At 28.3% G+C, this 13,144-nt stretch carries 10 protein-coding genes and 1 pseudogene; all 11 read right to left on the bottom strand.

The features are described 5' to 3' along the window. Nucleotides 1-244: 244 nt before the first annotated feature. Nucleotides 245-526, bottom strand: coding sequence for a hypothetical protein (locus I2E83_RS18035; protein ID WP_243249620.1), 282 nt, complete (start codon nt 524-526; stop codon nt 245-247). Between the two features lie 204 nt (nt 527-730). Next, nucleotides 731-856 (bottom strand): glycoside hydrolase family 3 C-terminal domain-containing protein, encoded by a 126-nt coding sequence (locus I2E83_RS18030; RefSeq protein WP_243249619.1) that lies wholly within the window; start codon nt 854-856, stop codon nt 731-733. Beyond that, nucleotides 844-1,281, bottom strand: a pseudogene (locus tag I2E83_RS18025) (glycoside hydrolase family 3 N-terminal domain-containing protein); the annotation flags it as partial. The gene I2E83_RS18030 and the pseudogene I2E83_RS18025, both read right to left, overlap by 13 nt. Before the next feature lie 181 nt (nt 1,282-1,462). Continuing rightward, nucleotides 1,463-3,052 (bottom strand): response regulator, encoded by a 1,590-nt coding sequence (locus I2E83_RS09120; RefSeq protein ID WP_195429525.1) that lies wholly within the window; start codon nt 3,050-3,052, stop codon nt 1,463-1,465. Between the two features lie 16 nt (nt 3,053-3,068). Further along, nucleotides 3,069-4,838 carry a histidine kinase gene (locus I2E83_RS09115; protein WP_195429523.1) on the bottom strand — a complete coding sequence of 590 codons (1,770 nt, stop codon included), beginning with the start codon at nt 4,836-4,838 and terminating at the stop codon, nt 3,069-3,071. Nucleotides 4,839-4,905: 67 nt separating this feature from the next. Next, on the bottom strand, nt 4,906-6,774 hold the full coding sequence (locus tag I2E83_RS09110) for a sialate O-acetylesterase (RefSeq protein WP_195429521.1): 1,869 nt from the start codon (nt 6,772-6,774) through the stop codon (nt 4,906-4,908). A 20-nt stretch (nt 6,775-6,794) separates the two neighbouring features. Further along, entirely contained in the window at nt 6,795-8,342 is a 1,548-nt protein-coding gene (locus I2E83_RS09105; RefSeq protein WP_207738497.1) for a glycoside hydrolase family 43 protein, read from the bottom strand. 22 nt (nt 8,343-8,364) lie between these two features. Beyond that, nucleotides 8,365-9,477 carry a glycosyl hydrolase family 8 gene (locus tag I2E83_RS09100; protein ID WP_195429519.1) on the bottom strand — a complete coding sequence of 371 codons (1,113 nt, stop codon included), beginning with the start codon at nt 9,475-9,477 and terminating at the stop codon, nt 8,365-8,367. Next, a complete protein-coding gene (locus tag I2E83_RS09095) occupies nt 9,477-10,379 on the bottom strand; it encodes a carbohydrate ABC transporter permease (protein WP_195429517.1) in 903 nt (300 codons plus the stop codon). Before I2E83_RS09095 ends, I2E83_RS09100 begins: the two co-directional genes overlap by 1 nt. Before the next feature lie 12 nt (nt 10,380-10,391). Continuing rightward, nucleotides 10,392-11,255, bottom strand: coding sequence for an ABC transporter permease subunit (locus I2E83_RS09090; protein WP_195429515.1), 864 nt, complete (start codon nt 11,253-11,255; stop codon nt 10,392-10,394). Between the two features lie 163 nt (nt 11,256-11,418). Next, the gene (locus I2E83_RS09085) at nt 11,419-13,113 is read right to left on the bottom strand and encodes a sugar ABC transporter substrate-binding protein (protein ID WP_207738496.1); all 1,695 of its coding nucleotides are present in this window, start codon (nt 13,111-13,113) and stop codon (nt 11,419-11,421) included. Between the last annotated feature and the right edge of the window lie 31 nt (nt 13,114-13,144).

The following is a 13,144-nucleotide window of genomic DNA, read 5'->3' as shown; positions in this document are numbered from 1 at the left end:
TTCATGATAATACTACTTTCCATACAATATCTTTCTTTTTATATAAAACTAATTGCACTTCATCTAACTTTTATCACATTATCTTATTTAAATTTTCTAAATTTCCATAACTCGCATGCGCTCAGACAATGGTAATTCTTAACGAAAACTTAAACCGCCAAGTTATAAAACTCTAGTTCCCTGTAATAATGCAACTTTCCGCACAACAGATTCTTATTTTATAATTTAAATTGAGTTAAATACATTAGTAATTTTCACCTTTTCTTATATTTACACGTTTAAATCCAACTAGGCTATGATTTAATACTGCATATTTTGATTCTAAGTCTTTTAAATAGCATTGAACTACTTCATCAGTATCGTAGTTTCCTGCATTTTTAATATCTATACTTACCTTTACAGTTTCAAAATCATTTTTAATATCTTCTACCTTTAAGTTTGCTAATTCTACTTTTGAATAAGTTAATCCATATCCAAATGGATATAGCACTTCTGATTCTACATATCTATAGGTTCTTCCCTTCATTGAGTAATCTGTGAAATCAGAAAGATCTTCTTCATTTTTATAGAAGGTTGCCTTTTCGGCTATTATTTCAGCTTCAACAAATCTATCATCAGCTTGACCTTATACTGAGATTCTATCTTTAAGCATGTGACATCCATCTGAATAAAATACTCTAATATCCTCTCCTACTGCTTCGTGAATACCTTCTAATATAGTTACATATTTTTAAACGGTAGCACAATAATTTGCAAGAATCATAATTTCACTATTTGCATTTGGTCCTATAACTGCAATAGATTTTAGTTTTTCTTTATTTAATGGTAGTATTCCATCTTTTTTTAATAAAACCATAGATTTTTTGCAGCTTCTAAAGATAAATCATTATGCTCTTTACAATCATTTATTTCATATGGTATATCATTATGTTCACAATTTTCATCGAACATTCCAAGTCTTATTCTTGTTTCCATTAATTTTTCTGCCGCTGTTGTTATATATTCTTCTGTAACTAAACCTTCTTTATATGCTAATAGCAATTGAAGATATACATTACCACAGTTTAAATCACATCCATTTTTAATAGCTAATGCTGCTGATTCTGTAGCTGTACTTGTTATATGATGGTGCAAATGGAAATCCGCTATTGCAAAGCAATCGGAAACTACATGCCCTTGAAATTCCCACTTTCCTCTCAATATATCCTTTAACAAAGTTTTACTGCCACAATAAGGTTCTCCATTTGTACGATTATAAGCTTCCATTACAGATTCAACATCGGCTTCCCTTACTGCCGCTTCAAAAGCTGGTAAATACGTTTCATATAAATCCTTTTGCTTTTTCTAAAGCTTCTTTATGGGTAATTCTATTCCCTTTATTCATACCATATCTCCTACATTTAATGCAATTTCCTTAAAATGAAATTTTAATTTTCAACTAAATTTTCTTACTAACTATTATCTAAGCCTTATTCTTTTTCCTATACTGTAATGGAGTCTTCCCTTTCAATTGTACAAATTTATTTATAAAATAATCTGTATTGTTATATCCTACTTGCTCTGCAATTTTATATATCTTCTCATCACTATTTATTAGTAACTCTTCTGCTACATCAACTCTATATGAATTTAAATAATCCTTAAATGACATGTTATATTGCTTTTTAAATACTTGTCCTAAATATGCACTGTTAATATAATATTTTTCGCCTAATGATTTTAAGCTTAACTTTTCCATATAATGCTCTGATATTTCCTTATTTATATGATTTAATATTCCTTGAGAATTACTTTGTCTAAGTTGAACTAAATAATTCGAAAATTCTAATGAAAACTTCTTTAAGTGCTTAGCACTTCCCCTACTCATATTTTCCTTAAATACTCCTAGACTTATATATTGAACTATCTTTTCTTGATCAACATTTTCATCAATGTTTTTTGCTATATTAATAAGGTTAAATAATAAATAATTAATATTAATTGTTATCATCTCTAAGTCTATAAAATGATTTTTAAAACTATTGTAAAACTTATCTATGCACCTCATAATTTCTTCTGTATCATTTTCTTCAATTGCTTTAATTAAATCATCCATGTATCTTTTTTCAATAGTATACGTTTTCGGATTATTCATTACGTCATCATAATATAATATTTTATTATCTATTGAAAAATTAGATAACATTTTTGCTATAATAGATGATTTATATGATATTTCAAGTTCTTCAATATTTCTAACCTTTTGTCCTATATAAATGAAAAAATCGTACTTATACCCTTCTTTTATATAATTTATCAACTCTGATATATATTCTTTCTCAGTAATACATTTTTCTCTTGATAATCTATTTTCATAAATTAATCCAATATCATAACAATCCTTTTCATTCGTTACATCAAATATAACATTATAACAATCTTTACCTAACCACTCTTTAATTTTTTTATATAAGTTGTGTTGTCCAAGTCTCTTTTCTTCATGTGAAATATTTAAATACTTACCATAATTATAGTTAACTTCTATATTTATATATCTAATCTCACTTCTAGGATTAAATCTTTTCTTTATATAATTTAAACTATTCTTATCATATCTTCCTGCAATTAACTCACTTATATATTTATCATAAATAAGCTTTTCATTATTTTCTTTTTCTTCTTTTTCAAGAAGTATCCTAACATATCTTTCCCTTATCTTCCCTAAAGAATTTATAAGCTCGTCTCTTTGTATTGGCTTTAAAATATAATCCTCTACATTATATTTTATTGCTTTTCTAGCATATTCAAACTCGCAAAATCCACTTAAAACTATAAAATTTATTTCTCTTTTTATATTTTTAGAGACATACTCTATAAGTTCAAGTCCGTCCATTTTAGGCATCTTTATATCTGTAATTACCAAATCTATTTCTTTTTCTTTTATTTTTTCTATAGCATTTAATCCATTTTCAGATTCATCTACAACTTCATATCCATATTTTGACCAATCAATTAAAACCCGTAGCCCCTGCCTTATAAATGGTTCATCATCTACTATTAAAGTTTTAATCATAAATTTTCTCTCCTCTTCAAAATTCCTCCATAGATATTTTTATTGTAATATCTGTTCCTTCTTGCTCTGCACTCTCTATCTCAAAATACATGTTATTATTAAAGTACATTTTCATTCTCATATATGCATTAAAAATACCTATACTCTTTTCTTCACTTATTGAATCAAATTTAAATTCTTCTATACGTTTTCTTATTCTTTGTAATAAATCTTCAGACATTCCCTCGCCAGTATCAGAAATTTCCATGTATAGATATTTCTCGTCTTTAAAAATAGAAACACTAACACCTGCATTATAAGATATTCTCTCTATTCCATGAACACATGAATTCTCAACAAATGTTAATAATGATAACTTTGGTATTTTATACTTCTTACAATCCTCCATAATATAGCAATTATAGGATAACTTTTCTCCAAATCTATATCTTTGAATGTCAATATAGTTATTAACAAACATCATTTCTTCTTCAATTGTAATATTATCATTACCCCAATTTATCGTTCTTCTAAGAAGCATAGAAAGCTTCTCAATTATCTCTGCAGTTTCATCTTCCTTTTTTATAAGGCTTCTCATTCTTATCGTTTCTAAAGTATTAAACATAAAATGAGGATTAATTTGACTTTGCAATGCATTAAGTTCAGCTTGCTTTTTAGCTAATTGTAGGATTTTTTTCTCTGCATCTTCTTTAAAAACTACTTCAATTAACTCCTTAATTTTCAAAACCATTAAGTTATAACTTTTTATTAAGCTTCCAATTTCATCGTTTCCTTCAACACTATCTATTACGTAAAACTCTTCATTTTTCACTTTACCTAAATAAGTATTTATCAATTTAACTCTATTTCCTAATGATTTTGATATTAAACTGATTATTATAGTTGGCAATACTAAATTAAATATAATTAAGCTAATAAATAATTTTCCCGAATCTTTTAAGTTTATGAATATAGATTCATCTTCTTCAGTAAAAATTATTTTCCAATCATTTTTTGATTCATTTAATTTTAATTTTTCATGTACTAAAATATTATTCGTATTTATTATATCCATTTTTTTAAAATCTTCTTTTGGAGAATATATTCCTTTATTAGATAATAGTATTAAATCATTATTTACTATATATAAACCTTCATTCATTTGCTCGTTTAATATATTACCTAGTAAAGCATCATAATTTATATCTATTTTTACTATTTTTTCTCTTCCATCTTTGAAATAGTCCAACTTTCTTACAACACTTATATTTCTACAAGGAATATTATCTGCAAATAATTTTCTATCTGCATCATATTCAACTGTAATAGTTGTACTTTCATTATTATTTCTATACTGTTTGTACCATTCTTTATTTTTTACTTCTGATGAAAGTTTAAAAATATTTGCACTATTAATGATGCTATCATTTTCAACATAAATATTAATTCTATATATATGTTGAGGATTATAATAATCCTTTATTGCCGTATTTCTTAAAAGATCAAAATATTTATCATAGTAATCGACTGGTAACTTATATTCAGTTGATATTATAGTATTTAAATCTTCATCCGAATTTATATGATTACTAAGCATCATACATTCCGCGATAACACCATTTAAATTATAAGTTACTCTATCGATTACATGATCAATATTAATTTTCTGCTCCTTTTCCTCATTATTTCTAACTGTATATAACATTAAACTATTAGTAATAATAACAGGAATTAATACACAAAAAATAAATATAATTAATAATTTAGATTTAATACTACAGTTATTTAATAAATATTTTATTTTCATCTCTTTAACCTTTATCCTTATACCATAAGTCAATTATTTTCAGTAATATTCTAAGCATAAAAACAAATTAAAAGTTCTCTTCAGTAGTAAATGGTGAAGCTGGTAACCCTTCCTTGTTATAAAGATTTATATCTTTAGGCCCATTTTCCCATGCATATCTTACATCCTTAGGATCATACACCGCTTTACTCCAAACCTCTATATAATCTCCTTTTATCTCAGCATTTGCTTTGTAATATCTTTTATCTTCTCCACATATCTCGAAATTCTTCAAATCACCCTTTAAATTTAATAACTGACTTCCATCATTATTAAAGTATATATTTATTTTACTTCCATTTGACTTTTTTTCCTTATATAAAGGGCCATTACATACTATATCTTCCTCATATAATTTATTAATTGCTAATAATGCTAATCTTCTAGCTACTTCTTTTTTATTAAATGGATGTAGCTCATTATTTTCTCCAATATCTATTGAAACAGCCATTCCAGTATTTTTTATTTTTAGCGATTTTCTTTGTGCTTCCCTCAACTTTGCCCAATCATCATGCTTTCCAACATCAGATGGCTCAGAATAATTTGCAAGTTGAACATATAAAAATGGGAAATCACCTATATTCCAATTATTTCTCCATTCTTTTACTAGTATTTCAAATAACTCTTCATAATCATCTGGATACCCTGTATTCGACTCTCCTTGGTACCATATTGCACCAGCTATAGCATAATTCTTTAAAGGATAAATAACTGAATTATATAACCCTGTAGGCATATATTCAAAATGAGTTCTATCAGAAATACTATTCATTTCACATCCTATTTTATATTTCCATCCACCAGATAAGTCAATTTCTTCATTATCAAACACTAGTTTATAAGGTTTATCTTTTATAAAACCGCCTATACCTGTATTGCTTATAACTCTTATAGATATAACATTTTTTCCTTCTTTAAGTACTTCATTATTTATTAAATATTTTCTTGGAGGATATCTGTACTCTGTTCTCCCAACTAATACTCCATTTACATATGCTTGATCACTATCTATGATAGTTCCTAGATATAGTTTAGCATCACAATTGCTTAAATGCTTAGGTAAAAAGAATTCTTTTCTAAACCAAACTGCTCCATTTACTTTATCTAAAGAAGTATCTCTCCACATACCAGGAATAACAAACTCTTCCCATAATGAATCATCTATGTCTTTTGAATACCATTTATTTATTAATCCATTATCATTTAAATCTAAATCCTTATACCACTCATTAATTCTATCATCATCATCTTTTTGTTTACTTAATACATATTGTTTATTTTTGCAATTTGAAATTATCTCGTCAAATCTATTTAAATTTTTTAAGCTTTCTTCACTAATCCAAGATTCTATTGGTGTTCCACCAATTGCTGTTGCAATTAGACCTATAGGTACTTTGTATCTTTCATATAATTCTTTTGCAAAAAAATACCCAACAGCACTAAACTCTAGTGCTGTTTCTTGGTTCAAAGTTTTCCAAAAACCATATTCTAAATTCTCTTGTGGTCCTTCAAAATTATAATTTTTGCTTGCAAAGAATTGTCTTATATTGCTATTTGAATATTCCAAAACTTCATCTTCGTATAGTTCTAATATTCTTTCTATTTGCAATTCCATATTAGATTGTCCACTACATACCCAGACATCTCCAATTAAAATATCTTTAATTATTAATTCTTCATTTCCTCTTATCGTCATATTATAAGGTCCGCCAGCCTCCAAATGCCTTAATAAAACTGACCAATTTCCTTCATTATCTGAAATTGTTTCATATATTTCATTTAAAAACTCTATTTCTACTTTTATATTATTATCTGCTTTCCCACAAACTTTAGTTTTATCTCCACGTTGAAGAACCATTCCATCGCTTAATATGCTAGATAATCTAATACCATTCATATCTTTATATCCTTTCATAATTAAATATTATTATATTCAAACCATAAAAAATCAGCGTAGTTTTTACTTTTAACACCATTACTTGTAGCAAACATACCTATAGTACAGCCAACGAACCCACCTGCTACTTCTGTACTTAAATATCTAATATCAAAACCTTCTTCTAATAAATTATATTTAATGCCATCGTTGCTATAATAAAAATCTAATTTTAGGTCTCTACCAATGATTTTAAGAAACACATTCTCACTGTCTAAAAAAACTTGCTTAACTACTTCTTCTTTCCCATCTTTAAGTGCAATGATTCTAAGTACTTTATCTTTATTTACTATAGAATACTCAAATCTCAAATTATAATTATTACTTTGAATTATTGCTAACCCTGCACTTTCATGTTCATTTTTAGGTTCAAATTCAATCATTGTTGATGCTAAAAACTTATATTCTTCTTGCCTTACTCCTATATAAGCAGGATTTCCTAAGTCATTTAGATTTTCTTCTTTTAAATACAGTCTTAATGCACCTTTTCGTTCTGTTAAGGAATATAAATTATTGCTTGGATTTCTTAAAAATAAAAATCTATGGTCTAACCTATCTCCATAAAAATGATAACACTTTTCTTTATCTTCTATTTTAAATTCATTTGTTGGAATTTCTTGCTCTAATTGTAGTATACCTTTTCCTTTATTAATAATTGGCCATCCATCTTCCCAATCTACTTTAGCCAAAAATGTTTCTCTTCCCAAATTACAGTGCCCATCAACTTGTCGACTAGCAAGCATTACAATAAACCATTCATCATCTTTTGTTCTTACTAAATCCCCATGTCCAACATGTTTAATAGGATAGTCTTTTCCTAAATGTCTATGAGTAATTATTGGATTTCTAGGGTTATTTTCATATTCTCCATAGATAAATTTACTTCTTGCAATAGTAATACAATGATCTGGACCTGTTCCACCTTCTGCTATCATTAAATAATAATATCCATCTTTTTTATATAAGTGCGGTCCTTCAGGCCAAATAACATTTTTCATTGCCCCATTCCACACGTCGTGGCTTTCTCCAACTAACTTCATATTTATTAAATCTATTTCTTGAATCCATATATACCAATCGCCATTGTATTTTACACCTTTTCTATTAGGTCTAGTTCCAATATAATAGGCTCTTCCATCTTCATCAAAAAATAAACTCGGATCGATCCCCTCTGCACCCTCGATTATATATGGATCTGACCATGGACCACTTGGATTTTGAGAAGTTACAATAAAATTTCCTCCACGAGTAACATTAGTTGTTATTAAATAATATGTTCCATTATTGTAACGTATAGTAGGAGCATAAATACCTTGTGAATGCTCTATATCATTTAAGTTTACTTGAGAATTTCTATCAAGAACATTACCTATTTGATTCCAATTGACTAAATCCTTGCTATGAAAAATTGGAACTCCAGGGAAATAAGCAAAAGTAGAATTAACAAGATAAAAATCCTCTTCAACTACGCATATTGATGGATCTGGATAAAATCCTTTTAGTATTGGATTTTTCATTAATGTGCTCATTTCATAACCTCACTTTTATTTATCACCAAATTTTATAATTTCCACTTAAAGCTAAAAAGGCAAATAAATATAGACAATTATCATAATATCTTCTTTCTCCCTTTCTTAATGGAGTATTCCAGAACTTATCTACACATTCTTTTTTATATTTACCTTTACTTGCTAAAGATGCCATTGCATTTGTTGCAATAATAGCAACTGGATGAAGCGCTTTTTCATTTATGATTGTTCCATCTATTTCATATATTAAGTCTTCTTTTCCTTTTACTGTTTCACAAAAAAATCTTTGAATATTATCAGCACAATCACTTTCCCACTCTGATGCTTTAAACCATTCATAATCTAGCCCTAAATTAGCAGCAACCCTATATGCATCACTATAATATCTTTCTCTATTATCTCTTCTAAATGGATCACCATTATAATGAGCATATTCTGGTGCTAAACCAGTAACAGGATGACATGCTTTTTTCAAATACTCTCTACTATTCTTTGCAGCTTCCTGCCAAAACTCTTTATCTTCTTCATAACACCAAAGGGAAAATAATTCATAAAAATGAGGTAAGTGATATGATGGATCAGTAAAATTACACCCTGGAACGAATTTTATTAATTTATTATTTGGCTCCCACATAGGATACCCATCATTATTTTCACCTTTATGAATACATGTATACAATAAATCTTTTGCTTCTTTTGAGTAATTATATATTCCTTCGCCATCTCCCCATCTATGAGAAGCAAAAAATAATGCCATTGCAAAATATTCTTCTCCATCGGGAGCTGGTCCGTCTGAATACTTAACTCCTTCTGGGCTTACTGACCATGCAAAGTACCCTGCATTAATACCCTCTTCAAGATACATATATTTTTTAGAGAAATTCCATAATGAATCAAATTCTTTTTTCATATCTCTTTGGACACACATCATCATTGCATAGGACATTCCTTCTGTTCTTGCATCATTATTTCCAGTATCAATAAAACAAGCTGTATTCTCATCTAAAATATGATAAAATTTTTCTTCTTCATCATAAAAAATTGTTTGATATATTTCATCTAATCTTCTTTCTATTTCATTTGAAGAGTAACCATATTCTAAAAATAAATTTGTATATTCATTTTTAATACTCATTATTCCTTAACACCTCCAATAGTTAAACCAGATACAAAGTATTTTTGTAAAAATGGATATAAACATACTATTGGGAAGGCTGTAACAATTGTTATTGCAGCACGAAGAGATTTTGGAGTTACTAAATTACCTGCATTTTTCACCATTTCAGCTGTTCCAGTTCCACCTTGTTGTGTTGATGATGATAAAAGTTTCATTAATTCATATTGCAAGGTTGTAAGTTTAGGGTTTCCGGAAGCATATAACATAGCATCAAACCAAGAATTCCATTGACCTACTGCTATAAATAAAGCTACTGTTGCAAGAACTGGTTTACATAATGGAAGTATTATTTGCATAAAAATTCTAAGTTCTCCAGCTCCATCAATTTTTGCTGATTCTATTAAACTCTCAGGTAATCCGTTTATATATGTTCTAATTACTATCATATTAAAAGCACTAACTAGTCCAGGTAAAATATAAACTAAAAAGTTATTTAATAAACCTAATTCTTTAATTAAAATATAATTTGGAATCATTCCTCCATTAACATACATAGTTAACACATAAATAAATGATATTTGCTTTTTAAATACAAAATCCTTTCTACTTAAAACATAAGCTAACATAGCTGTTAAAAATACTTGTACAACAGTTGCAATTACTGTTCTTGAAACTGAAATAAATGCTGCTTGCATTAAGTTATTATTTCTAAAGACAGTTTGATAATTTTTTAATGTAAACATTCTAGGCCATAGATATACACCGCCTCTTACTGAGTCTATTCCATCATTAAAAGATATGGCTAGAGTATTTAATATTGGATATAAAGTTACTACTACGAAAAAAATCATAAATATGAATAAAATTATATTGAAAATTATATCACTCTTGCTTTTCCTCTTTAAATTTATATTTAACATAAATCCTCCCCCTTAGAATAATCTTTCTTCGCCCATTGATTTTGCAAACTTATTAGCTAAGAATATTAAGACTATACTTATTACACTTTTAAATATACCAGCTGCTGTTGCCAAAGAATAATTTCCGAGGCTTATTCCATATTTCAGAACAAAAATATCTATAGTTTGTGATACTTCTTGTATTAAACCATTTCCTAATAAATATTGAACTTCAAATCCAGCATTTAATATATTTCCTATATTTATCAGTAATAATATAAAAATCGTAGGTTTTATTCCTGGTAAGGTTACATGTAGCATCTTTTGAAATCTTCCTGCTCCATCTATTTCTGCTGCTTCATATAAGTCAGGGTTTATAGAAGTTATGGCAGATAAGTAAATTATACTTCCCCAACCTACTTCCTTCCATACATTAGCTGCGCCTACTATTCCCCAGAAATACTTAGTTTCTGCAAAGAAATTAATAGGTTTTTCTAATACATTAAACCAAACTAATAATTGATTAATTATTCCTGTTTCAGGTGATAAAACTTCAGCAACAATTCCTGTTACTATTATCCATGATAAGAAATGTGGTAAATATGATACTGTTTGCACAAATTTTTTGGCCAACATATTCTTCACTTCATTTAGTAGTAAAGCAAATCCTATGGAACAAACAAAACTTAACGTTAAGTTTATTAAGCTCATAGCTAAAGTATTTCTTATTACTTTTAAAAAAGTAGGGTCTGCAAATAAAAATTTAAATTGATCTAGTCCAACCCATACTTGATTAAAAAGGCCTTTTGCAGGCTTAAAATTTTGAAATGCCATTACCCATCCGACAAGAGGAGCATAGCAAAAAATAAATACATATATTATAAATGGAATTGACATTAAAACTAGACTCTTCTGTTTCTTTATTGTATTCCATAAACTTTTGTTAGGTTTTTTTCTACATTTAAAGTTGGTTTTTTAAGTTCTAATTGCATCCCAAAACTCTCCTTCTTAATTTTCTTAATTTCAAATAAGGGGGAAGCTTTTATACTTCCCCTATTTTTTATTTATTAAATAATTCTGCTCTTCTCTTAGCTTCTTTAGCTAATGCTTCTTCATAAGCTTTTACATCAGCTTGAGTTGTTAAAGTAGTTTGATATTCATTCCAAGTTGATTCAAAATCACTTGTTCCACTCATAACTACCTTTGGAAGCCATTGTTTCTTTATTTCATCCATTTTTTGCATTGCTATTCCAGCAGGTGTTTCTGCTGTTAAAGTACCTGCAAAAGAGTAAATTGGGAACCAAGGTTGATTCTTTTCAGCAGGTTCTGGCATAAAGTCTGTAAACTTTTTAAATCCATAAGCATCTAATATTTCTTTATCTACTGGTTTTAAAGAATCATAGAATTCTTTTGGTTGTTCGCTTGGTATTACTGAATTCTTTCCATCCTCTAATAATCCTTTAAATTGTGGCATATATGTGTACATGCATAAATTTTCATTAACCCAATCTTGATTTCTATTATTTTCTCTTTGTTCTTCTGTTCTGTAGAATAATCCGTCATCTCCAACCTTATAATCTACATCTTTTTCTCCCCAATATCTTAATATCATTACTTCATCACTTAGTAAATCATTAACTGCTTGTAAAGCACCTTCAACATCTTTACAGTTTACTGATATTCCAAGTCCACCACCAGCATTTATTGCTGATCTATTTCTGTAATTAGATGTTACGTTTGGATCTAAAGTTAATCCTAGAGGTACATAAGTTCTTTCGTCTAATCCTTGTTGTACTAATGATGCTTCAGCAGTTAGGAATTGCCATCCTTGATCTACCATTCCTAAAACTCTACCTGTTGAAAGTTTAGAAACATATTGGTCATAAGATGATGTAAATGTTTCCGGATCTATTATTCCTTTATTAAACATTTGATTAAGTTTTTCAAAATATTTTTTTGCTTCTGGTAAAGTATCATAACTCTTTACAGTTATTTTGTTTACATCTATAGATGTACCATCACCAGGTTTTGGATCTATAGCAGCTTTACCATCATTAGGATATCCTGCTAAGAATAGAGGTGGATTTTCTAAACAGAAATATCTCCAGTCGTCTGATAATATTTCAAATCCAATAGTAGGTTGTCCATTTATTTCTGGATTTGCTGCTTTATATTTTTCAATTAAATCAAAATACTCATCAACAGTCTTAATTGTAGGATAATTAGCCCACTTTAGCACTGCTTTTTGAATCCAGAAGGCTTCATCATTGTGCTTAGTTTGCATATCCTTTCCTTTTATATTACCAAATTGAGGTATATAATAAATATGTCCATCTTCTTTTCTTACTTTATCCCAGTCACTTTCTGACCATAGATTCTTTATATTAGGATATTTATCTATATATTCATCTAGAGCTACTAAAGCACCTGCATCAACTAAAGCTTGTGTTCCATCTCCACCATCAATAAAATCTGGATACTCTCCACCAGCTATCATTACACCTATTCTTTCCTTTGCAGTTTGACCTGTAAGCCATGTTTCAGTAATTTTAGCTCCTATTTTCTCTGCTATAGCCTTTTTAAGCCTATTATCTGGAACTTCTTTACCTGCTGTTGCATAAAAAGCACTAAATTCTTTTATTCCATCCTTATTAACATTTGAATTTTCATCTGACCCTTTGCTAGAACATCCAGTAAAAATACTTAAAGCTACCATTGAAGTTAAAACCAAACTTAATAACTTTTTAGTTCTCATTATTCAAATCCCCTCACATTGTTTTCGTTTA

The organism is Clostridium sp. D46t1_190503_E9 (assembly GCF_015555225.1).
Classification (GTDB): Bacteria; Bacillota; Clostridia; order Clostridiales; family Clostridiaceae; genus Clostridium.
This window is presented reverse-complemented; position numbering and strand designations above follow the sequence as displayed.

What these genes read in the sequence shown, in the direction of transcription:
- I2E83_RS18035 (WP_243249620.1), bottom strand. Translation starts at nt 526, where the DNA reads ATGAAGGGAAGAACCTATAGATATGTAGAATCAGAAGTGCTATATCCA.
- I2E83_RS18030 (WP_243249619.1), bottom strand. Translation starts at nt 856, where the DNA reads ATGGTTTTATTAAAAAAAGATGGAATACTACCATTAAATAAAGAAAAA.
- I2E83_RS09120 (WP_195429525.1), bottom strand. Translation starts at nt 3,052, where the DNA reads ATGATTAAAACTTTAATAGTAGATGATGAACCATTTATAAGGCAGGGG.
- I2E83_RS09115 (WP_195429523.1), bottom strand. Translation starts at nt 4,838, where the DNA reads ATGAAAATAAAATATTTATTAAATAACTGTAGTATTAAATCTAAATTA.
- I2E83_RS09110 (WP_195429521.1), bottom strand. Translation starts at nt 6,774, where the DNA reads ATGAATGGTATTAGATTATCTAGCATATTAAGCGATGGAATGGTTCTT.
- I2E83_RS09105 (WP_207738497.1), bottom strand. Translation starts at nt 8,342, where the DNA reads ATGAGCACATTAATGAAAAATCCAATACTAAAAGGATTTTATCCAGAT.
- I2E83_RS09100 (WP_195429519.1), bottom strand. Translation starts at nt 9,477, where the DNA reads ATGAGTATTAAAAATGAATATACAAATTTATTTTTAGAATATGGTTAC.
- I2E83_RS09095 (WP_195429517.1), bottom strand. Translation starts at nt 10,379, where the DNA reads ATGTTAAATATAAATTTAAAGAGGAAAAGCAAGAGTGATATAATTTTC.
- I2E83_RS09090 (WP_195429515.1), bottom strand. Translation starts at nt 11,255, where the DNA reads ATGTCAATTCCATTTATAATATATGTATTTATTTTTTGCTATGCTCCT.
- I2E83_RS09085 (WP_207738496.1), bottom strand. Translation starts at nt 13,113, where the DNA reads ATGAGAACTAAAAAGTTATTAAGTTTGGTTTTAACTTCAATGGTAGCT.